We start from the raw sequence: 20,880 nt of genomic DNA on the forward strand, positions 1-20,880 counted from the left end.
GGAAGTTATTCGAAGCGAAAGGAAAGTATGGTGATGTCGTCGCGCTGGGGCAAGTCGCCCCGGTATTCATGCAGGGCGCGATCCAGCGCTTCGGCCTGCGCGCCCAGCGGCAGACGGGCAATTTCCGTCAGCATGGTGGTGAATCGCGTACTGCCGAAGCCAAACCCATGTTCTCCTCCCGCCTGGTCCAGGAACCCGTCGGTACTCAGGTAAAACGTCATTCCCGCCCGCAGGGGCAGCGTCAGGTTGTCGTATTCGCCCTGGCGCTTGTCCCCCAGCGCGCGGCGCGCCCCGCGATATTCGCGGCACTCGACCCCGTCGCTTTCGTATAGCGAAATCTTGGCGCCGGAAAACAACACATGGCCGGCAGCGCGGTCAATATAAACGAGTCCGGCGTCGGTGTTGGTGGCCAGGGCGTTGGGCAGCTGCATATCGGCCAGCATGCCCCGGATGGCGGCGTCGGTGCGCGTCAGGATGCCGGCCGGGTCGGACGGCCCGGCTTCGGCGATCGCCACGTCCACGGCGGCCCGCACCAGCATGGTCATGAGCGCGCCCGGCACGCCGTGGCCGGCGCAATCCATGACGCCCAGCAGGCAGTTGTCGCCGTCGGCCTGGAAGACATAGAAATCCCCGCCCACCACGTCGCGCGGTTTCCACATGACGAAGTGGCGCGCGCCCAGGGACTGGGCCATCTGCCGCCGCGGCAGGATGGCCTGCTGGATCAGGCTGGCATAGTCGATGGAATCGCCGATCTTCTTGTTGGCGCTGGCCATGGCCTGGTTGGCGGCTTCCAGCGCCCGGGTGCGCTCGCGCACCTTGCTTTCCAGTTCCTGGGTATGGGTGCGGACCTTTTCGGCCATGACGCCGAACGCGCGGCTGAGGTCGCCGATCTCGTCGGCGCCTCCCGTCGGCAGGCGCACGTCGTAGCGTCCATCGGCGATGGCCCGCGCCGACTGCTGCAGGTTGCGGATGGGCCGCAGCACCAGGCGGTTGACGGCGTAACCGAAGGCGGCCAGCAGGCCGCCGATCAGGAGGACCAGCGCGGCCGCCGCGGGCCACAGCCCGGCGGTATCGACGATACGCGCGGCGTGCAGGTCGACGGCCGCCAGCACGTACCAGTGCAATTCGGGGACGTAGGAGACCGACATCAGCTGGCGCTTGCCCTGCATGCGCACCCAGATGTTCTGGGCGAGATCCGGCGTTTTCGGCGCGTCGCGCAGCGCCTGCTCCATCGCCGCCCGGCCGGCGTCATCCTGGATCAGGGTGAACACCCGGCCACGCTTTTCCGCGCCGCCGGCCGCCACCCCCGAATTGAAATCGATCAGCGTGGGGTCGGGGTGAGCCTGGATGTTGCCCTGCTCATCAATGATCATCGGGGTCACGCCAGGCTCGCCGCTGCCGACGAATTCCCGCAGGAACTCGCTCAGGTCCAGGCTGGCGCCGCCGATGGCCAGCGGCTGGCCGTCATGGCGCAGGATGACGTTGAACCAGACCCGCGTCAGCTTGAGCTTGGCGTCCGGATTGACGTTGATGTTGTAACCGGCCGGCGCCTTCAGGCTGTCGTAGAACCAGCGGTCTTCCGGATCGTTGGGCCGCAGCTGATAGCGCGGCGCGTCGGAAAACGGCTTGTCCGCTTCGTTGAAGTAGTACTTGCCGCTGGCGGCGTTGATCAGGAAATAGGCATGCGAACGCAAGGCGCCGCGATAGCCTTCGGCCTCCTTGAAGAAGCGCGCGCGCTTGGCGGCGTTGTCTTCGTCCAGCATCCACTCGGTGGTCAACTGCGAATCGACCAGCCGCTGCGACAGCGCCAGCTCGCGCGTGATCGGCGCCAGGATGCGCTGGCGGCTCAGCAAGGCGAAATTGTCGGCATAGGCCCGGCCGAAGTGCTCGCGCACCTGCTCCATGGCGTGCCAGCCCAGCAAAACGGTGGGGATCAGCGCCAGCAGGCATGCCAGCACCAGGGCGAGCAAGGACTTTGCTCGCAAACCTAACTTCGCCATGAACTTTTCCTTCCACCAGGCCGCTACTGCACGATGCATCGACACGGCTGTGGTGTCCGACCGGCGCCGCGCCCCCGCGGGGCCACGTACGGTCGAGTCTAAGTGTAGAGGGCCGATCCTTGCGGATTACCCCTGAAAAAAAGGCAATTATGGCCGCTCCAAGCGGCTTAGCGGGCGGACTTGTGTCGTGGCGGCGCAAAAGAGCGACCGTGTACGCCTTAATGTCGTTTCTTTACGTCGCCGGGAAAAAACGCCTGCGCGCCGCCCGGGGGCGAACCTGGCCAGGCGCGAAGGCGGATCACACCCCGAGGTAACGCGTCCACAGGCCGCGATCCGCGTCCAGCGCGCCGGAATCGCCGGTCCAGACGATGCGGCCGCGCTCCAGGATGACGTGGCGGTCGGCCAGGGCCAGCAACCTGTCCACGTATTTATCGATGACCAGGATGGTCTGGCCGGCCGCGCGCAGGCGCGCCAGGCAGGCCCAGATTTCCTCGCGCACCTTGGGGGCCAGGCCCTCCGTGGCCTCGTCGAGTATGAGCAGGCGCGGGTTGGTGACCAGCGCCCGCCCGATGGCCAGCATCTGCTGTTCGCCGCCGGACAACTGGTTGCCCATGTGGCCGGCGCGTTCGGCCAGTCGCGGAAACATGGCGCAGACCCGCTCGGGCGTCCAGCTCGCCGCATCGGCGGGCGCGGCAAGGCGGCCGCGCCGGGTAGCGAAGGCGGTCAGGTGTTCGCGCACGGTCAGGTTGGGAAAGCATTGCCGCCCTTCCGGCACGATGGCGATGCCGGCGCGGGCGATGCGGTCGGTGGCCCAGCCGCCGATCTCCTGGCCGCCGAAACCGATGCGGCCGGATTTCAGCGGCAGTTGCCCGTACAGCGTGCGCAGCAGCGTGGTCTTGCCCATGCCGTTGCGCCCCAGCAGCGTGACGACTTCGCCGGCGCCGATGGACAGGTCCACGCCGAACAGCACCTGGCTGGCGCCATAGCCGCTCTGCACGCCGTGCATTTCCAGCAGCGGCGCGCCGTCCGCCGGGCGGCGATCGGCGCCGGAGGTCATGCCGCGGCGAGCGGGCTTGCGTCCATCTCGTCTCCAAGGTAGGCCTGGCGCACGGCCGGATCGTTGCGGATCTGGTCCGGCGTTCCCGTGGCGATGATGCGGCCGTAGACCAGCACCGAAATGCGGTCGGCCAGGCGGAATACGGCTTCCATGTCGTGTTCGACCAGCAGCATGGCGGCGCGCCCGCGCATGGTTTCGATCAGGTCGGTCAGCCGGGCGGTTTCATCCGGCCCCATGCCGGCCATCGGCTCGTCCAGCAGCAGCACGCTGGGCCGCGCGGCCAGCGCCAAGGCGAATTCCAGCTTGCGCTGCTCGCCGTGCGGCAGGGTGCCGGCCACCCGGTCCAGCTGGCCCGGCTCCAGGCCGCATTCCCGCGCCAGCGCCTGCGCGGCGGCGTACAGGGCGCGGTCGTCCGCGCGCGGGCGCCAGCCGCCCAGGCCGCCGCCGTCATGGGCCTGGACGGCCAGCAGCAGATTGTCCCGGACCGGTAAGCGCTTGAAAACGTTGGTGATCTGGTAGGAACGCGACAGGCCGGCGGCCACGCGGCGATGCGCCGGCATGCGCGTGGTGTCCACGCCATTCAGCAGCAGCACGCCGGCATCCAGCGGCAGCGTGCCGGACAGCAGATGGATCAGGGTGGATTTGCCGGCGCCATTCGGGCCGATCACCGCGTGTATCTCGCCCGGCAACAGGGTCAGCGACAGGGAGTCGGTCGCCACCAGGGCGCCGAAGCGCTTCACCAGCCCCTGGGCCTGCAGCGCCGGGGTCGCGGCGTCGGCGGACGGGACCGCCGCGGTCGGCCTGCCCGCCGTGACATGGGTCGCGGGCGTGGGCGGCGCCGCGGCCCGCGGCGGCGCCTCGTCGGCATCCGGCGCATGGCCGCGCGCGCGGAACCATGGCGCCAACAGCCCCGCCAGGCCGCGCGGCGCGGCGAAGACCACCAGCAGCAGCACCAGCCCCAGCGGCAAATGCCAGTACTCCGTCCACATCCGCAGCACTTCTTCCAGCGTCAGCATCAGCGCCGCGCCGGCCAGGCCGCCATAGCGGTACCCCATGCCCCCCACCAGCACCATGATCAGCAGATTGGCCGACTGGGTCCAATGCATCAGGTTGGGCGATACGAACAGATTGTTGTTGGCGAGCAAGGCGCCGGCCAGGCCGGCGACCGCGCCGCCGATGACGAAGGCCGTCAGCTTGATGCGATAGACCGGGTAGCCCAGGGCCGCCATGCGAGACTCGTTTTCGCGCACGCCTTGCAGGGCGGCGCCGAAACGCGAAGCCACCAGCCGGTTCAGCAGCGCCGACAGCGCCACGAACAGCAGCAGCACCGTGTAGTAGAACGGCACGTCGGCGCCCAGGTCGACGCCCGGCAAGGCGACCGGCCCCGGCAGGTTCAGGCCATCCTCGCCGCCATACTGGCGCAACGAAATGAAGACGTAGAACAACATCTGCGCGAAGGCCAGCGTGATCATGATGAAGTACACGCCACGCGTGCGCAGCGAGATCGCGCCTATGATCCACGCCAGCAGGCCTGCCAGCGCGACGGCCGCCGGCCAGACCACAAAGGCGGAGCGCACGCCGGCCACGCCCAGCATCGCGGCCGCGTAGGCCCCCGCCCCGAAAAAGGCGGCATGCCCCAGGGCGACCATGCCGCCATAGCCCAGCACCAGATTCAAGCCCGCCACCGCCAGCGCGAAAATCAGCACGCGCCGGACGAAGGAAATATAGAAGTCCAGGCCCACCATCGGCGCCACCAGCGGGAACAAGGCCAGTACCGCCACACCCGCCACCGCCCACAGCCATGTATGCCGCATGATCAACCGCGCGCGGGAAACAGGCCGGCGGGCCGGAACACCAGGACCACCGCCATCAACAGGTAAATGGACAGCGCGGCCAGCGTCGGGCCGACGCTGCCGGCCACCGATGGCGCGAAGACCTGCCGCAACAGCAGCGGCAGAAAGGCGCGCCCGGCGGTATCCACCATGCCGACCAGCAAGGCGCCGACGAACGCGCCGCGTATGGAGCCGATGCCGCCGATCACGATGCACACCAGGACCAGGATCAGGATGTCTTCGCCCATGCCCACCTGGACGGCCGTCAGGGGCCCCAGCAGCGCGCCGGCCACCGCGGCCAGCATGGCGCCCAGGCAGAAAACGCCCAGGAAAAGCAGGGGCACACGCACGCCCATCAAGGTGGCCATCTGGCGATTGGACGCCCCCGCGCGCACCAGCACGCCGGCGCGGGTGCGGGTGACGAAGGCATACAGGCCCAGCGCCACCAGCAGTCCCACGGCGATGATCATCAGCCTGTAGGAGGAATACATCAGGTCGGGCAACAGCCGCACCGGCCCGCTCAGCGCGGCCGGCGTGGCCAGCATCACGGGCGCGGGCCCCCAGATCATCTTGACCAGGTCGCCGGCGATCAGGATCACCGCGTACGTGCCCAGCACCTGCGCCAGGTGGTCGCGCACCGCCAGCCGGCGTATCAGCACCAGTTCCAGCAGCGCGCCGATGATCCCTGTGGCCACCGCGGCCACGCACACGGCGGCCAGGAAAGAGCCGGTGCGCTGCATCGTTTCCGCGGCGACATAGGCGCCCGCCATGTAAAGCGAACCGTGGGCCAGGTTCAGGATGTCCATGATCCCGAACACCAGCGTCAGTCCGGCGGCGATCAGGAACAGCATCAACCCGAACTGCAGGCCGTTCAGCAGCTGCTCCAGAACCAGCGTGTATCCCATGGCGCCGTCAGAGCTTGCACTGGCCGACGTAGACGTCCTGGTAATGATCCACGGTCTTGCCCACCAGCTTGTTGGTCACGCGGCCGCTGCCGTCCTTGTCCACCACGCGCGTGTAGTACGCCTGGATGGGATAGTGGTTGACGCCGTAGGTGAACTTGCCGCGCACCGACGGGAAGTCCGCCTTGGCCAGCGCCGCGATGATGGCCTGGCGATCCGACGCCTTGCCGCCGCTCTGGCGCACCGCCGCGTCCATGGCCATGATCACGTCGTAGGCCTGCGCCGCGTACAGCGAGGGATAGCGGCCGTTGTATTCCTTGCGGAAGGCGGCGACGAAGTCCTTGTTGGCCGGCACGTCCAGGTCATGCGCCCATTGCGCGGTGTTGTACATGCCCACCATGTCGGCGCCCACGGCCTGGATCACGTCCTCGTCGGCGGAAAACCCCGGGCCGACCAGTGCGATACCGTTCTTCAGCCCCGCGCCGACGAACTGCTTGATGAAGTTGATGCCCATGCCGCCGGGCAGGAAGATGTAGACGGCATCCGGCTTGGCGGCGCGCACCTGCGCCAGTTCTGCGGCATAGTCCAGCTGGCCCAGCTTGGTGTAGATCTCGTCGGCCACCGGCGCCTTGTAGCCGCGCTTGAAGCCGGTCAAGGCATCGCGGCCCGCGGGGTAATCGGGCGCGATGATCAGCATCTTCTTGTAGCCGCGATCGGCCGCCATCTTGCCGGCGACCTCATGGAAGGCGTCGTTCTGGTAGGCCGTGCCGAACCAGTAGGCGTTGCATTGCTCGCCGGCATACTGGCTGGGACCGGGATTGTTGGACAGATAGGGCACCTTGGCGGCGAACAGCGCGGGGCCGACGGCCAGCGCCACGTTCGAGCCTATCGGCCCGGTGAAGAAATCGACCTTTTCACGCTGGATGTAGCGGGTCACCAGCTGGCGCGCCTGGTCCGGATTGCCGCCCATGTCGGTCTGCAGGAATTCGGCGGGCTGGCCGCCCAGCTTGCCGCCCAGTTGCTTGATGGCCAGGTTGAAGCCATCACGCGCTTCGGCGCCCAGGGCCGAGAACGGGCCGGAAATGTCATTGGCGATGCCGACCTTGATGGCGTCCGCGGAAGCGATGCCGGGCAGCAGCGCGATGGCCGCGAGTAGAGACGGGATGAAACGCATGCGATGCTCCTGGCGCGAGCCGCGCCGGCCGGTTCTTGAAAGTGTGGGATGCGATTCCAGAGACCGCCGGCGCTCGAAATTTCCCCCTGCGCGCTGGCGTCCGACATAGTTTAGGTTTAAAGTAATGTGCGGAACAAGTCTAGGGTTTTTACCAATACCCCCATGGCCACTCTCTATCGCGACTACGATCGCGCCGCGCTGGACGACCAGTACAACGCACGCGCCACGGTACCGGATTTCAGCGCCATCACGCGCCAGTATGCCGAAGAAAGCGCGCGGGCGCGCGCCACGCTGCCCTGCGTGCTGGACGTGGCCTATGGCGATCATCCGGACGAAACGCTGGATATCTTCCCCGCCGCCAACGCCGCCAACGGTGAAACCGCGTCCGGATGCCCGACGCCGGTCTTCGTCTTCCTGCACGGCGGCTATTGGCGCCTGCTGTCCAAGGACGATTCCAGCGGCATGGCGCCCGCCTTCACGCGCGCCGGCGCCATGCTGGTGGCGGTGAACTATTCGCTGGCGCCGGCGGTCACGCTGGACCATATCGTCGACCAGATACGCCGCGCCATGGCCTGGCTGCACCGCAACGTCGCCGCCCATGGCGGCGATCCCGCCCGCATCCACGTCGGCGGCAGTTCGGCCGGCGGCCACCTGACCGGCATGCTGCTGACCGACGACTGGCAGGCCCGCTATGGCGTGCCCGCCGATATCGTGCGTGGCGCCGCGCCGCTGTCCGGACTCTTCGACCTGACGCCGCTGGTGCATACGCACATCAATGACTGGATGCGCCTGACGCCGGAAGACGCCGCCCGCAACAGCCCGATGCTGCACCTGCCGGCCAGGCCCTGTCCGCTGGTCGCCAGCCATGGCGCGAACGAAACCGACGAGTTCAAGCGGCAGACCCGCGATTACGTGGACGCGCTGCGCGCCCGCGGGGGCGACGCCCGTTACGTGGCGACCCCGGGCAGCAACCACTTCGACATCGTGCTGCGCCTGAACGACCCGGACGCGCCGATCACCCGCGCCATCTTCGCCCAGATGGGATTGTCCGCGCCAGGCCCGGACGCGGCGGCGCAACCGGCCCGGCCGACCCACGGCGCCGCGCCGCAGCCATGACCCAGGCCCCCGACCTGGAGTCGCGCGCCGCGCCGGACGACCATCACGCGCTGCGCCTCTGGCTGCGCCTGCTGACCTGCGCCAATCTGGTGGAAGGCGAAATCCGCGGCCGCCTGCGCGCCGAGTTCGACACCACCCTGCCGCGCTTCGACCTGATGGCGCAACTGCAGCGCGCGCCCAAGGGCATGAAGATGGGCGAGCTGTCGCGCCACATGATGGTGACCAACGGCAATATCACCGGCATCACCGATCAGCTGGAAAAGGAAGGCCTGGTCATGCGCACCAAGGTGGCCTCCGACCGCCGCAGCTCGCTGATCAAGCTGACCCCCCTGGGACGCAGGACCTTCGCCCGCATGGCGCGGGCGCACGAGGCCTGGGTCAAGGATTTATTGTCGGGTTTACCGGAAAGCAGCCGCCACGCGCTCTTTCAGACGCTCGGAGAGCTTAAACTCCAGGTCGTGGCCAGCCGCGCCCGCGCGCGGCCGTCCACCTGACTTCCTCAACGATCCGTCAAAACCCCGATGATTCCGGTCGCGCTGCCCGGCGGCAACTTCTATCCCATGCTGGCCGTTTCGCTGGTCTGCCTGGCGACGTTGCTGACGTGGATCGCCGTGCTCTGCACCAACCGGCAGGCCCGGCTGCGCCTGCGCGCCCGGCCGCGCAGCAACGCGGTGGCGATGCTGGCCCTGGCCGTGATCGGCGGCATCTTCCCGGCGCGCCTCGCGCTGCACTGGATCGACGGCCGCGAGGCCGCCGCGGAAGAAGCCGCCCACACCATGGTCCTGGACGGCCCGCGCACGCTGGCGGGCATCGATATGCCGGCCGGCACGCGCCTGCTGGTGCGAGTGGCCGGACAAGCCGACACCTTCGAAATGGCGCGCTTTCCGCGCCCGGTGCCCGTCGCCGGCATGCCCGTGATCGGCCTGCAGCGCTACCTGGCCAAGGCCGGCGCGCGGGAATACCGCGCCACCGGCGCGTCCGGCACCTTGCCGGTGGACGAAGCCGCCGACGGCTGGCGCTGCACGCGCGGGCACAAGGTGGAATTCAAGCCGGGCGAAGACGGCGCCCTGCGCTTCAGCAGCTGCCACCTGGCGGCGGGCAACCAGCTGGATGGACAGCCCTTGCCGGCCGGCACCTGGGTCGCGCTGCGCCAGGGCGCCCGCCCGGCCAGCGACTTCCAGCATGTGGACGGCTGGCTGCTGCGTACCGATGGCAGCGAAGCTTCCTCGATCGCCGGCATGCCGCTGCTCAAGGCGGACCTGCGGCTGGACCGCGCGCGCAAGCTGGTGTGGTTCGAAGGCAGCCTGGCCCGGGAGTACGTGCTGGGACCGTTGACCTATCCCGCCGGCACGCGGGTGGCGACGGCCGGCGCGGCGGTGGCCGGCGCCAAGCCGGGCGACCTGGTCTTCAGCCCTTCGCGCGGCCGCTCCGCCGGACGCGACGACGGCGACGATGTGCCGTCGGGCAAATCGGTGCTGCAGGCGCCGGACGGCACGGTGCGCGGCGTGATGAGCAACCGCGCCGCCGGCGTGCTGGACGTCGCGGCCATCGGCACCACGCCTTAGCACGGGTTAACAGTCCTGGCGCAAAAGGCTGGGATAATAGGCGACTTTTCCGCCGCTTACGCGCGCCGTCGCGGGCATGCACGCCCGACGCAAGGGGCGGCGATTCGTCCACCGCCGGTCCGCCGCGACCGCCACAGAGACCGCATACATGGCCGTCAACCTGAAGATCCCTTCCGAATCCGAAATTTTTCCCGTGGCCGGCGTCGAGATCGGCGTCGCCGAAGCCGGCATCCGCAAGGCCGGACGGCGGGACCTGACCGTATTCCGCCTGGCCGGCGGCGCGACCGTGGCGGGGGTGTTCACGCGCAACCGCTTCCGCGCCGCGCCCGTTCAGGTGTGCGAAAGCCATCTGGCGAGCGGCGACGCCATCACTGCGCTGGTGATCAATACCGGCAATGCCAATGCGGGCACGGGGGCGGACGGCCTCGCCCGCACGCACGAAACCTGCAAGGCGCTGGCCGGCCTGCTGAACATCAAGCCGACCCAGGTCCTGCCCTTTTCCACCGGGGTGATCCTGGAGCCCCTGCCGGTCGACCGCCTGGTCGCCGGCCTGCCGCGCGCCATTGCGGCGCTGGGGCCGGACAACTGGATGAATGCCGCGCATGGCATCATGACCACCGACACCCTGCCCAAGATCGCCTCTTCGCGCAGGACCATCGGCGGCAAGACGGTCACCATCACGGGCATCAGCAAGGGCGCCGGCATGATTCGGCCGAATATGGCGACGATGCTGGGCTTCCTGGCGACCGACGCCGGCTTCGCGCGCCCCTTGCTGGAGAAGCTGACGCGCCAGATCGCCGATCGGTCCTTCAACCGCATCACCGTCGACGGCGATACCTCCACCAACGATTCCTTCATCGTGATCGCCACCGGCCAGTCGGGCCTGCGCGTGGACAGCGAAAACGATCCGCACTATGCGGAACTGGCCAAGGCCCTGGGCGACGCCGCCGCCGAACTGGCGCAGAAGATCGTGCGCGACGCCGAAGGCGCCACCAAGTTCATCACCATCCGCGTGGAAGAAGCCGGCACCACCGAAGAAGCGCTGAAGGTCGCCTACTCCGTGGCCCATTCGCCGCTGGTCAAGACGGCGTTCTATGCATCCGATCCCAACCTGGGCCGCATCCTGGCGGCGGTGGGCTATGCCGGCATCGACGATCTGGACGTCAGCCATCTGCGCCTGTGGCTGGACGACGTGCTGGTCGCCACGCAGGGCGGCCGCAACCCCGACTACCAGGAAGAAGACGGCCAGCGGGTGATGAAGCAGGCCGAGATCCTGGTGCGCATCGCGCTTGGCCGCGGCCAGGTCGCCGACACCGTGTACACCTGCGACTTCTCGCACGAGTACGTCAGCATCAACGCGGACTACCGGTCCTGATCGAAGCACTTGGAATCACGCTCGTGAACGCTGCTCCCGACTTCACCACCCTGATCGCCCGCGCCGAGCGCGTGCTGGCGCAACTCGAAGCCTATCTTCCCCCCGCGCCGCCGGAGATCGACTGGAACGCGCACGCCTTCCGCTGGCGCAAGCGCGGCTCGCGCGGCTGGCTGGACGCCGTGCGGCACGTCGCCCGCATCGATCTGGAAGACCTGCAGCACATCGAGCGCCAGAAGGCCATCATCGATCGCAATACCCAGCAGTTCCTGGACAGGAAGCCCGCCAACAACGTGCTGATGACCGGCGCGCGCGGCACCGGCAAGAGCTCCCTGGTCAAGGCCATGCTGGCCGCGTACGCGCCGCGCGGCCTGCGCCTGATCGAGGTCGACAAATCCGACCTGGGCGACCTGGCGGACATCGTCGAACTGGTCGATACGCGGCCGGAACGCTTCATCGTGTTCTGCGACGACCTGTCCTTCGAAGAAGGCGAAGCCGGCTACAAGGCGCTCAAGTCCGTGCTGGACGGCTCGGTGGCGGCGTCGGGCGACAACGTGCTGATCTACGCCACGTCCAACCGCCGGCACCTGATGCCGGAATACATGAGCGAAAACCTGCAGGCCAAGCACCAGCCTGACGGCGAGATCCATCCCGGCGAAACCGTGGAAGAAAAAATCTCGCTGTCCGAACGCTTCGGACTGTGGCTGTCCTTCTATCCCTTCCGCCAGGACGACTACCTGGACATCGTGCGCCACTGGCTGCGCGAACTGGGTTGCCCGGAAGAGCACATCGAGGAATCCCGCACCGAGGCGCTGCAGTGGACCATCGAGCGCGGCTCGCGGTCGGGCCGCGTGGCGTACCAGTTCGCGCGCGACTGGGCGGCGCGGCATGTCTGAACAGATACTCGACGTCGCGGCCGGCCTGATCCTGCGGCCGGATGGCAAGCTGCTGCTGGGGCAACGGCCGGAAGGCAAGCCCTGGGCGGGCTGGTGGGAATTGCCGGGCGGCAAGCTCGAGCCCGGCGAAAGCGTGCTGCAGGCGCTGGCGCGCGAGCTGGATGAAGAGCTGGGCATCCAGGTGACCGCGGCGACGCGCTGGGTCACCTACGTGCATGCCTATCCCCATACCACCGTGCGCCTGGCCTTCTGCCGGGTGACCGGCTGGCGGGGCGAGCCGCGCGGCCTGGAAAACCAGCAACTGGAATGGGTGGATCCGGCGCATGCGCAGAGTGTGGGGCAATTGCTGCCCGCGACCTTGCCGCCATTGCGCTGGCTGCGACTGCCGGATATCTACGGCATCAGCAACATCGGCGCTCCGGCGGGGCTGCCGGGCTTCATGGCGCGTCTGCGCCATGCCCTGGGGTGCGGGGTGCGGCTGGTACAGCTGCGCGAACCGGCTTGGCCGGACGGCCCCGCATCCGCCAGCCTGCACCAGGCCTTGCAGGAAGTCCTGCGCGCATGCCGGCAGGCCGGGGCGCGCGTGCTGGTGAACAGCGCGCATCCACGGGCCTGGTGGACGGAGGCCGATGGCGTGCACTTGCGCGCGGCGGATGCCGCGGCGCTGGCGCAGCGGCCGTTGGCGCGCGACGGCTACTGGGTGGGCGTATCGGTGCATGACGCCGCGCAGATGGCGCAGGCGCGGACGCTGGATGCGGATTTCGCGGTGGTGGGCCCGGTGGCCGAAACCGCCAGCCATCCGGGACAGGCGGGCCTGGGCTGGCAAGCCTTCATGGACATCAACCGGGATGCCGGCCTGCCCGCCTATGCGATCGGCGGACAGGGACCGGATACCCTCGCCGCGGCGCGAGAGCACGGCGCCCACGGCATCGCGGCGATCAGGGCCGTTTTTCCGGCGCAGGCATAGGCGCCTGCGTTGGCGACGGCGCCGGCGTCGGTGTTGGCGTTGGCGTTGGCGCCGGCGCTGGTGCCGGCGACGTTGGCGCTGACGTTGGCGCCGGCGTCCCCGTCGTCGCGGACGCCTGCGACATCACCGGCGCATCGACGTCGCCGTCCCAGCCGCCGCCCAGCGCGGCGATCAGCTGCACGCTGGCGACCAGCCGGTTGCCCATCAGCGAAATCGCCTGCCGTTCCGAACTCAAGGCGGTGTTTTCCAGCACCGCCACGCTCAGATAATCCACCAGCCCTTGCTGGTATTGATTCCGCGTCAGCTGCAGCGACTCGCGCGCCGCTTCCAGCGCCCGTTGCTGCACCTGCTGTTCGCGGTCGTAGACCCGCAGCTGGATCATGGTGTCTTCCACCTCGCGCAGCGCGCCCAGCACAACCTGCCGGTAGGCGGCCGCTTGCGCGTCGTACGCCGCCCGCGCCGATTCGACCTGCGACGCCCGCAAGCCGGCGTCGAACAGCGTCTGCGCCAGGGCCGGCCCGATCGACCAGAAGCGCGCCGGCGCGGTCAGCCACTGCGCGAACTGCCCGCTGCGAAAGCCGCCGTCGGCACTCAGCGTCAGGTCCGGGAACCAGGCCGCCTGCGCCACCCCGATCTGCGCATTGGCCTGCGCCGTGCGGCGTTCCGCGCCGGCGACGTCGGGTCGGCGCTCCAGCAACTGCGACGGCAGGCCGACCGGGATGGCCGGCACCTTCTGCGTGAAAGGCATGCGCGACAGCGACAGTTTCGACGGCGGCTGGCCGACCAGCACGGCGATGGCGTGCTCGAACTGCCCGCGCTGCCATTCCAGGTCCACCCACTGCGCGCGCGTGTTCTCCAGCTGCGTGCGGGCCACCGCCACGTCGGACTTGGCGGCCACGCCGGCGTTGTAGCGGTTCACGGTCAACTGCAGGGACTTCTCGTTGGTCTCCACGGTTTCGCGCAGCAGGCGGTCCTGCTCGTCCAGCACGCGCAGCTGGAAGTAGTTCTGCGCCAACGTGCTTTGCGCGCTGAGCCGCGCGGCCGCCAGGTCCGCGGCGCTGGCCTGCGCCCCGGCCCGGCTGGCTTCGACGGAGCGCCGCACCGATCCCCAGATATCGGCTTCCCAGCTGACCGACCCGGTCAGCGAATAGGTATTGCCCACGGTACCGCCACCGCCCGCGCCCGACGAACCCCCGCCGCCGCCCGAACGGGTCACGCCCGCGCCCACGCCCACGGTCGGGAACAAGGCCGAGCGCGCGCCGCGCACCAGCGCCTGGGCCTGGCGATAGTTGGCCTCCGCCTGCGCGATGTCCAGGTTGGCCGCGTCCAGCTGCCGCATCAGGTCGTCCAGGATGGGATCCTGATAGACCCGCCACCACGCGCCGCGATCCGCCAGTTCGTTGGGCTGCGCGGGCCTCCAGCCTGGCGTGTCTTCCTGGCCTTCCTTGAACTGCGTACCCACGTCCAGCGCCGGCCGTACGTAATCGGGGCCGACGGCGCAGGCGCCCAGGGCGCCGCACAGGCCCAGCATCGCGACCAGCCGCGCCAGCGTGGCGGGCGGCCGGCCGCCGGATGGACCCGGCCGGCGGCGGACCGGGAAACGATGCGACGAACGCTGCGACGATAGGGTCGACGGACGGGTCAACGAACGGCTCATGAATAATCCGTGGAAGGCGCGACGGCGCGCGCGGCGCGGCGGCGCCGCGCCCAGTGGCGCAAACGATCCAGATAGAGATAAACGACGGGCGTGGTGTACAGGGTCAGCACCTGGCTGACCACCAGCCCGCCGACGATGGTGATGCCCAGCGGCTGGCGGATCTCGGCGCCCGTGCCGGTCGCCACGACCAGGGGAATCGCGCCCATGATGGCCGCCAGGGTGGTCATCATGATGGGGCGGAAACGCGTCACGCAAGCCTGGAAGATGGCCTCGCGCGGCATCAGCCCCTGGCCGCGTTCGGCGGCCAGCGCGAAGTCCACCATCATGATGGCGTTCTTCTTGACGATCCCGATCAGCAGGAACACGCCGATCAGCGCGATCACCGTGAACTGGCTGCGCATCACCATCAGCGCCAGCAAGGCGCCGATGCCGGCCGACGGCAAGGTGGACAGGATCGTGAACGGGTGCACGAAGCTTTCGTAAAGGATGCCCAGCACGATATACATGGTGACCAGCGCCGCCAGTATCAGCAGGGGCTGCTGCTGCTGGGTCTGCTGGGCCGCCGCCGCGGTGCCCTGGAAGCTGGCCTGGATCTGGTCCGTCGGCAGGCCGATGCGCGCCACGGCGTTGTCGATGGCCTCGCTGGCCTGGCCCAGCGACACGCCCGGGGCCAGGCTGAACGAAATCGTGTCCGCCACGAACAAGCCCTGGTGCTGCACGCTCAGCGGCGCGCTACCCACCTCGAAGGACGCGAACGACGCCAGCGGCACGCGGGCGCCCGTGCTGGTCACCACGTCGACCTTGCGCAGCGACTGCGCGTCCTGCGCGAAACTTTGCGGCACGCCCAATATCACGTGATACTGGTTCAACGGCCCATACATGACCGACACCTGCCGCTGGCTGAAGGAGTTGTTCAGCACGGCCGAGATATCCGACATGCTGACCCCCAGCCGCGTCGCCGCTTCGCGGTCGATCACCAGGTTGACCTGCTGGCCCTTGTCCTCGACGTCCGTATCCACGTCCACCAGTTCCGGCAGCGTGGCCAGGGCCTGCTGCACGCGCGGCATCCAGGTGCGCAGCATCGACAGATCGCTGGCCATCAAGGCATAGTCGTACGAGCCGGTACTGCTGGCGCGTCCGCCGATCCGGATATCCTGCTGCGCCACCAGGAACATGCGCGCGCCGGGAATGCTCTGCAAGCGCCCGCGCAAACGTTCGATCACCACTTCCGCCGACACGCCGCGTTCGGACAGCGGCTTGAGCTGGATCTGCATGAAGCTGCTGTTGCTGCCGCCGCGCCCGCCGGCGTAGCCGGTCATGCTCTGCACGGCGGGATCCGACAGCACGACCTTGCGCATGTATTCCAGCTTGGGCACCGTCGCCTGGAACGAGGTCCCCTGGTCGACCCGGAAAAAACCCAGCAGCTGGCCCGTATCCTGGTTCGGGAAAAAGCCCTTGGGCACGATGACGTACAGGTACACGTTCAGGCACACAGTCAGCAGCAGCACCACCATGACCAGCGGCCCGTGGTTCAGCGTCCAGCCCAGCGAGCGCGCATAGCCGTCGCTCAGGCGCTGGAAGCCGCGCTCGGACCACTGGCCCATGCGCGTCAGCAGCGCGCGGACGCGGCCGGGACGGCGCTCGCCGTCTTCACCGGCGGCGCCGTCGCGCTCGCCTTCGGGGCGTTCGGCGCGCAGCAGCTTGCCGCACATCATGGGCGTGAGCGTCAGCGACGTCACCAGCGACACCAGGATGGACGCCGACAGCGTGACGGCGAATTCGCGGAAGAACCGCCCCACCACCCCGCCCATCAGCAAAATGGGAATGAACACGGCCACCAGCGACAGGCTCATCGACAACACCGTAAAGCCGACCTCGCGCGCGCCGCGCATGGCGGCGCGCACCGGCGGCATGCCTTTTTCGATGTAGCGCATGATGTTTTCCAGCACCACGATGGCATCGTCGACGACGAAGCCGGTGGCGACGATCAGCGCCATCAGCGAAATGGTGTTCAGCGTGTAGCCGCACAGGTACATGATGCTGAAGGTGCCGATCAACGACACCGGCACCGCCACGCTGGGGATCAGCGCCGCGCGCACCCGCCGCAGGAATACCAGCACCACGATCATCACCAGGCCGACGGCGATCGCCAGCGTCAGCTCCGCCTCGTGCAGCGACGCGCGGATACTGGGCGAACGGTCCTGCGCCACCCGGATCTCCACGTCGCCGGGCATCTGCGCCTGCAGCTGCGGCAGTTCTTCCCGCAGATCGTCGACGACCTTGATGATGTTGGCCGCGGCTTCGCGGCGCACGATCAGCAGGATGGCCTTGCGCTCGTTGTAGAAGCCGGTCTGGAACAGGTCCTCGACCGAATCCTCGACCGTGGCGACGTCGGACAGCCGCACCGGCGCGCCATCGCGCCAGGCCACGATCAGGGGCCGGTACTGCGCGGCCTTGCTCAGCTGGTCGCTGGCCATGATGGTCCACTGGTATTCACCGTTCTCGATGAATCCCTTGGGCCGGTTGGCGTTGGCATTCGACAGCGCGGTGCGCACGTCGTCCAGCGACACGCCGCGACTGGTCAGCGCGCCGGGCAGGACCTCGACCCGCACGGCCGGCAGCGAACTGCCGCCCACGGTCACGTCCCCGACGCCGTTCACCTGCGACAGCTTCTGCGCCACGATGGTCGACGCCAGGTCGTACAGCTCGCCCTGCGTATGCGTGCTGGACGTCAGCGCCAGCGTCATGATGGGCGCGGCCGACGGGTTCGCCTTGCGATAGGTGGGATTGCTTTTCAGGCCGCTGGGCAGCAGCGTGCGCGACGCATTGATGGCGGCCTGCACGTCGCGCGCGGCGCCGTCGATGTCGCGGCTCAGGTCGAACTGCAGCGTGATGCGCGTCGATCCCTGCGTGCTGCTGGACGTCATCTCGGTCACGCCGGCTATGGCGCCCAGCGCGCGCTCCAGCGGCGTCGCCACGCTGGACGCCATGGTTTCCGGACTGGCGCCGGGCAGGCTGGCCGTGACGGAGATCGTCGGGATATCCACTTCGGGCAGCGGCGCCACCGGCAGCAGGCGAAAGGCCAGCGTGCCCGCCAGCACGACCGCCAGCGCCAGCAGCGTGGTCGCCACCGGGCGCACGATGAAGGGCGCCGACAGGATCATCGCGGCGCCTCGGCGGTGCCCGTCCTCGACCGCTTGTTCCAGCGGCGCGCCAGGCGGTCGAACATCAGGTAGATGACCGGCGTGGTGAAGAGCGTGAGCACCTGGCTGACCAGCAGCCCGCCCACCATCACCAGGCCCAGCGGCTGGCGCAGCTCCGATCCCGTGCCGGTCGACAGCATCAGCGGCACCGCGCCGAACAGCGCGGCCAGCGTCGTCATCAGGATGGGCCGGAAGCGCAGCAGCGCCGCTTCGTGGATGGCTTCACGCGGCGCCAGGCCGCGCTTGCGCTCGGCTTCCAGCGCGAAGTCGATCATCATGATGGCGTTCTTCTTGACGATCCCGATCAGCAGGATGATGCCGATGATGCCTATCATGTCCAGCTCGGTGCGCGTCAGCAGCAGCGCCAGCAGCGCGCCCACCCCGGCCGATGGCAGGGTCGACAGGATGGTCACCGGGTGGATGAAGCTTTCGTACAGCACCCCCAGCACGATGTACATCGTGACGATCGCGGCCAGGATCAGCCACAGCGTGCTGGTCAGCGAATTCTGGAAGGCCTGGGCGGCTCCCTGGAAACGCGTCTCGATGCCGGCGGGCAGGCCCATGTCCTGCTCGGCGTCATGGATGGCCGCCACGGCGTCCGACAGCGATGCGCCCGGCGCCAGGTTGAACGACACCGTCACCATGGGGAACTGGTCCAGCCGGTTGATCGCCAGCACCGTGCTGGATTCGCTGATGTGCGCCACGCTGGTCAGCGGCACCTGCGTGCCGGCGGCCGTGGGCACGTAGATCTGCGCCAGCGCGTCGGGACCGCGGCTGAACTGCGGCTGCACCTCCAGCACGACCCGGTACTGCGCCGATTGCGTGAAGATGGTGGAAATCAGGCGCTGCCCGAAGGCGTTGTACAGGGCCTCGTCGATCACCGCCGCGGTAATGCCCAGGCGCGACGCCGCGTCGCGGTCGATATCGATATACGTCTCCAGGCCGCCGTCCTGCAGGTCGTCGGTGACGTCGGCCAGTTGCGGCAGCTGGCGCAGCCGCTCGACCACGCGCGGCGTCCAGGCGCTCAGCATCTGCAGGTCGGGATTGGACAGCGTCAGCTGGTACTGCGTGCGGGCGATGCGGTCCTCGATGGTCAGGTCCTGCACCGGCTGCATGTAGACCGTCATGCCCTGCACCTTGGCCAGCGACTGGCGCAGGCGCGCCAGGACTTCGGGCATGGAGCCTTCGCGCTGCTCGCGCGGCTTCAGCGAGATCTGGATGCGGCCGGCGCTCAGGGTGGCGTTGCTGCCGTCCACGCCGATGAAGGACGACACGGTCTGCACGTCCGGATCGGCCAGGATGACACGCGCGGCCTCCTGCTGGCGTTCCGCCATGGCCTGGAAGGAAATCGTCTGCGGCCCTTGCGTGATGGCCTGGATCAGGCCCGTGTCCTGCGGCGGGAAAAAGCCTTTCGGCACGACGGCATACAGCAGCACCGTCAGCGCGAAGGTCGCCAGCGCCACCAGCAGCGTCAAGGGCTGGTGGTTCAGCACCACCCGCAGCATGCGGTCATAGCCGGCGATCGTGCGATCGATGGCCGCGCCCGTCCATTGATGGAAGCGGCCATGGTGAACCACCGGCCGCGCGGGCTGGCCCGGCGCCGTGGGCACGCCGTCGTCCGGCAGCGGCCGGCCCGCGGCGTCGCGCGCGGGCTTGCCTTCGGGCTTGAGCAGCCGCGCGCACATCATCGGCGTCAAGGTCAGCGACACCAGCAGCGAGATCAGGATGGACACCGCCAGCGTGATGGCGAATTCGCGGAACAGGCGGCCCACCACCTCGGTCATGAACAGCAGGGGGATCAGCACCGCGATCAGCGAGAACGTCAGCGAGATCAGCGTGAAGCCGATCTGTCCCGCGCCCTTGAGGGCCGCCTGCAAGGGCGTTTCGCCTTCTTCCAGATGGCGCGCGATGTTCTCGATCATGACGATGGCATCATCCACCACGAAGCCCGTGGCGATGGTCAGTGCCATCAAGGTCAGGTTGTTGATGCTGAAGCCGGCCAGGTACATGATGCCGAACGTACCGATCAGCGACAGCGGCACCACCACGCTGGGGATCAGCGTGGCCGTCAGGCTGCGCAGGAACAGGAAGGTCACCATGACGACCAGCCCGATCGACAGCAGCATTTCGAAGCGCACGTCGTTGATCGAATCCCGGATGGTCTGGGTGCGGTCGGCCACGACGGTCACGTCCAGCGTGGCCGGCAGCGACGCCCGCAACTGCGGCAGCAGCGCATTGATGCGGTTCACCACGTCGATGACGTTGGCGCCCGGCTGCCGCTGCACGTTCAGCAGCACCGCCGGCTTGTCGCCGGCCCAGGCGGCCTGGCGCACGTCCTCCGCGCCCTGCACCGCCTTGGCCACGTCCGACAGCCGCAGCGGCGCATTGTTGCGGTAGGCGATGATCAGGTCGTTGTAGTCGGTGGGCGCCTTCAACTGGTCGTTGGCGTTGATGGTCGTCGACCGGCGCGGCCCGTCCAGGTTGCCCTTGGGCTGGTTGACGTTGGCGGCCACGATGGCGGTGCGCAGGTCCGACATCGCCAGCCCGTTGGCCGCCAGCGCCTGCGGATTCACCTGTATGCGCACGGCCGGCCGCTGGCCGCCGGCGATGCTGACCAGTCCCACGCCGGGAATCTGCGACAGCTTCTGCGCCATGCGCGTATCGATGAGGTCGCGCACCTGCGGCAGCGGCATGGTCGGCGACGTGATGCCCAGGGTCAGCACCGGCGCGTCGGCCGGGTTGACCTTGTTGTAGGTAGGCGGCAGCGGCAGGTCGGTCGGCAGCAGGTTGGACGCCGCATTGATGGCGGCCTGCACCTCCTGCTCCGCGACGTCCAGCGAGATGTCCAGCGTGAACTGCAGGGTGATGACGGATGCCCCACCCGAGCTGGTGGAAGACATCTGGTTCAGGCCGGGCATCTGGCCGAACTGCCGCTCCAGCGGCGAAGTCACCAGGGACGTCATCACGTCCGGGCTGGCGCCGGGATACAGCGTCACCACCTGGATGGTCGGGTAATCGACTTCCGGCAGCGCGGAGACCGGCAGCAGCCGGTAGGCGATCAGGCCGGCGATCAGTATCGCCACCATCGTCAATGTGGTGGCGACCGGCCGCAGGATGAAGACGCGAGAGGGGCTCATGG

Annotated in this window: 14 protein-coding genes and 1 pseudogene; 6 read left to right on the top strand and 9 right to left on the bottom strand. The window is 68.5% G+C overall.

Annotated features, from left to right (window positions below):
* Nucleotides 1-5: 5 nt before the first annotated feature.
* From siaA to CAL26_RS24040, 6 genes and pseudogenes are all read right to left on the bottom strand, one after another.
* Nucleotides 6-2,000 carry a biofilm regulation protein phosphatase SiaA gene (siaA, locus tag CAL26_RS24020; RefSeq protein WP_094849182.1) on the bottom strand — a complete coding sequence of 665 codons (1,995 nt, stop codon included), beginning with the start codon at nucleotides 1,998-2,000 and terminating at the stop codon, nucleotides 6-8.
* A gap of 298 nt (nucleotides 2,001-2,298) precedes the next feature.
* Nucleotides 2,299-3,006, bottom strand: coding sequence for an ABC transporter ATP-binding protein (locus CAL26_RS24025; RefSeq protein ID WP_373454524.1), 708 nt, complete (start codon nucleotides 3,004-3,006; stop codon nucleotides 2,299-2,301).
* A gap of 47 nt (nucleotides 3,007-3,053) precedes the next feature.
* Nucleotides 3,054-3,815, bottom strand: a complete 762-nt coding sequence (locus CAL26_RS24030; protein ID WP_256988681.1) for an ABC transporter ATP-binding protein — start codon at nucleotides 3,813-3,815, stop codon at nucleotides 3,054-3,056.
* A 114-nt stretch (nucleotides 3,816-3,929) separates the two neighbouring features.
* Nucleotides 3,930-4,871, bottom strand: a pseudogene (locus CAL26_RS28750) (branched-chain amino acid ABC transporter permease); the annotation flags it as partial.
* A 2-nt stretch (nucleotides 4,872-4,873) separates the two neighbouring features.
* Nucleotides 4,874-5,794: a branched-chain amino acid ABC transporter permease gene (locus CAL26_RS24035; RefSeq protein ID WP_086067076.1), complete on the bottom strand. Its 921-nt coding sequence runs from the start codon at nucleotides 5,792-5,794 to the stop codon at nucleotides 4,874-4,876.
* Between the two features lie 7 nt (nucleotides 5,795-5,801).
* Complete coding sequence (locus CAL26_RS24040; protein WP_094849183.1) at nucleotides 5,802-6,965, bottom strand: ABC transporter substrate-binding protein; 1,164 nt, start codon at nucleotides 6,963-6,965, stop codon at nucleotides 5,802-5,804.
* A 162-nt stretch (nucleotides 6,966-7,127) separates the two neighbouring features.
* Between CAL26_RS24040 and CAL26_RS24045 the strand changes: the two genes are divergently transcribed.
* From CAL26_RS24045 to CAL26_RS24070, 6 genes are all read left to right on the top strand, one after another.
* Nucleotides 7,128-8,081 (top strand): alpha/beta hydrolase, encoded by a 954-nt coding sequence (locus CAL26_RS24045; protein ID WP_094849184.1) that lies wholly within the window; start codon nucleotides 7,128-7,130, stop codon nucleotides 8,079-8,081.
* Nucleotides 8,078-8,575 carry a MarR family winged helix-turn-helix transcriptional regulator gene (locus CAL26_RS24050; RefSeq protein ID WP_086067079.1) on the top strand — a complete coding sequence of 166 codons (498 nt, stop codon included), beginning with the start codon at nucleotides 8,078-8,080 and terminating at the stop codon, nucleotides 8,573-8,575. Before CAL26_RS24045 ends, CAL26_RS24050 begins: the two co-directional genes overlap by 4 nt.
* A gap of 27 nt (nucleotides 8,576-8,602) precedes the next feature.
* Complete coding sequence (locus tag CAL26_RS24055) at nucleotides 8,603-9,646, top strand: hypothetical protein (protein WP_094849185.1); 1,044 nt, start codon at nucleotides 8,603-8,605, stop codon at nucleotides 9,644-9,646.
* A 148-nt stretch (nucleotides 9,647-9,794) separates the two neighbouring features.
* Nucleotides 9,795-11,021 carry a bifunctional glutamate N-acetyltransferase/amino-acid acetyltransferase ArgJ gene (argJ, locus tag CAL26_RS24060; RefSeq protein ID WP_094850061.1) on the top strand — a complete coding sequence of 409 codons (1,227 nt, stop codon included), beginning with the start codon at nucleotides 9,795-9,797 and terminating at the stop codon, nucleotides 11,019-11,021.
* Between the two features lie 23 nt (nucleotides 11,022-11,044).
* Nucleotides 11,045-11,914 carry an ATP-binding protein gene (locus tag CAL26_RS24065; protein ID WP_094849186.1) on the top strand — a complete coding sequence of 290 codons (870 nt, stop codon included), beginning with the start codon at nucleotides 11,045-11,047 and terminating at the stop codon, nucleotides 11,912-11,914.
* A complete protein-coding gene (locus tag CAL26_RS24070) occupies nucleotides 11,907-12,881 on the top strand; it encodes a Nudix family hydrolase (protein WP_094849187.1) in 975 nt (324 codons plus the stop codon). Before CAL26_RS24065 ends, CAL26_RS24070 begins: the two co-directional genes overlap by 8 nt.
* On the opposite strand, the gene CAL26_RS24075 is transcribed toward CAL26_RS24070, so the two are convergent.
* The 3 genes from CAL26_RS24075 to CAL26_RS24085 all read right to left on the bottom strand — a co-directional run bounded on the left by CAL26_RS24075 (nucleotide 12,853) and on the right by CAL26_RS24085 (nucleotide 20,878).
* Nucleotides 12,853-14,412: an efflux transporter outer membrane subunit gene (locus CAL26_RS24075; RefSeq protein WP_143277514.1), complete on the bottom strand. Its 1,560-nt coding sequence runs from the start codon at nucleotides 14,410-14,412 to the stop codon at nucleotides 12,853-12,855. The two genes, CAL26_RS24070 and CAL26_RS24075, sit on opposite strands and share 29 nt — an antisense overlap.
* Before the next feature lie 122 nt (nucleotides 14,413-14,534).
* Nucleotides 14,535-17,702 (bottom strand): efflux RND transporter permease subunit, encoded by a 3,168-nt coding sequence (locus tag CAL26_RS24080; protein WP_094849189.1) that lies wholly within the window; start codon nucleotides 17,700-17,702, stop codon nucleotides 14,535-14,537.
* The gene (locus tag CAL26_RS24085; RefSeq protein WP_094849190.1) at nucleotides 17,699-20,878 is read right to left on the bottom strand and encodes an efflux RND transporter permease subunit; all 3,180 of its coding nucleotides are present in this window, start codon (nucleotides 20,876-20,878) and stop codon (nucleotides 17,699-17,701) included. The genes CAL26_RS24080 and CAL26_RS24085 overlap by 4 nt, the downstream gene beginning before the upstream one ends.
* Between the last annotated feature and the right edge of the window lie 2 nt (nucleotides 20,879-20,880).

The organism is Bordetella genomosp. 9, from assembly GCF_002261425.1.
Classification (GTDB): domain Bacteria; phylum Pseudomonadota; class Gammaproteobacteria; order Burkholderiales; family Burkholderiaceae_B; genus Bordetella_C.

Bases quoted from the DNA above. Each gene is read 5' to 3' on its own strand.
- CAL26_RS24025 (WP_373454524.1), bottom strand. From the start codon at position 3,006: ATGCACGGCGTGCAGAGCGGCTATGGCGCCAGCCAGGTGCTGTTCGGC.
- CAL26_RS24050 (WP_086067079.1), top strand. From the start codon at position 8,078: ATGACCCAGGCCCCCGACCTGGAGTCGCGCGCCGCGCCGGACGACCAT.
- CAL26_RS24035 (WP_086067076.1), bottom strand. From the start codon at position 5,794: ATGGGATACACGCTGGTTCTGGAGCAGCTGCTGAACGGCCTGCAGTTC.
- CAL26_RS24070 (WP_094849187.1), top strand. From the start codon at position 11,907: ATGTCTGAACAGATACTCGACGTCGCGGCCGGCCTGATCCTGCGGCCG.
- siaA (WP_094849182.1), bottom strand. From the start codon at position 2,000: ATGGCGAAGTTAGGTTTGCGAGCAAAGTCCTTGCTCGCCCTGGTGCTG.
- CAL26_RS24075 (WP_143277514.1), bottom strand. From the start codon at position 14,412: ATGCTGGGCCTGTGCGGCGCCCTGGGCGCCTGCGCCGTCGGCCCCGAT.
- CAL26_RS24080 (WP_094849189.1), bottom strand. From the start codon at position 17,702: ATGATCCTGTCGGCGCCCTTCATCGTGCGCCCGGTGGCGACCACGCTG.
- CAL26_RS24040 (WP_094849183.1), bottom strand. From the start codon at position 6,965: ATGCGTTTCATCCCGTCTCTACTCGCGGCCATCGCGCTGCTGCCCGGC.
- CAL26_RS24045 (WP_094849184.1), top strand. From the start codon at position 7,128: ATGGCCACTCTCTATCGCGACTACGATCGCGCCGCGCTGGACGACCAG.
- argJ (WP_094850061.1), top strand. From the start codon at position 9,795: ATGGCCGTCAACCTGAAGATCCCTTCCGAATCCGAAATTTTTCCCGTG.
- CAL26_RS24055 (WP_094849185.1), top strand. From the start codon at position 8,603: ATGATTCCGGTCGCGCTGCCCGGCGGCAACTTCTATCCCATGCTGGCC.
- CAL26_RS24085 (WP_094849190.1), bottom strand. From the start codon at position 20,878: ATGAGCCCCTCTCGCGTCTTCATCCTGCGGCCGGTCGCCACCACATTG.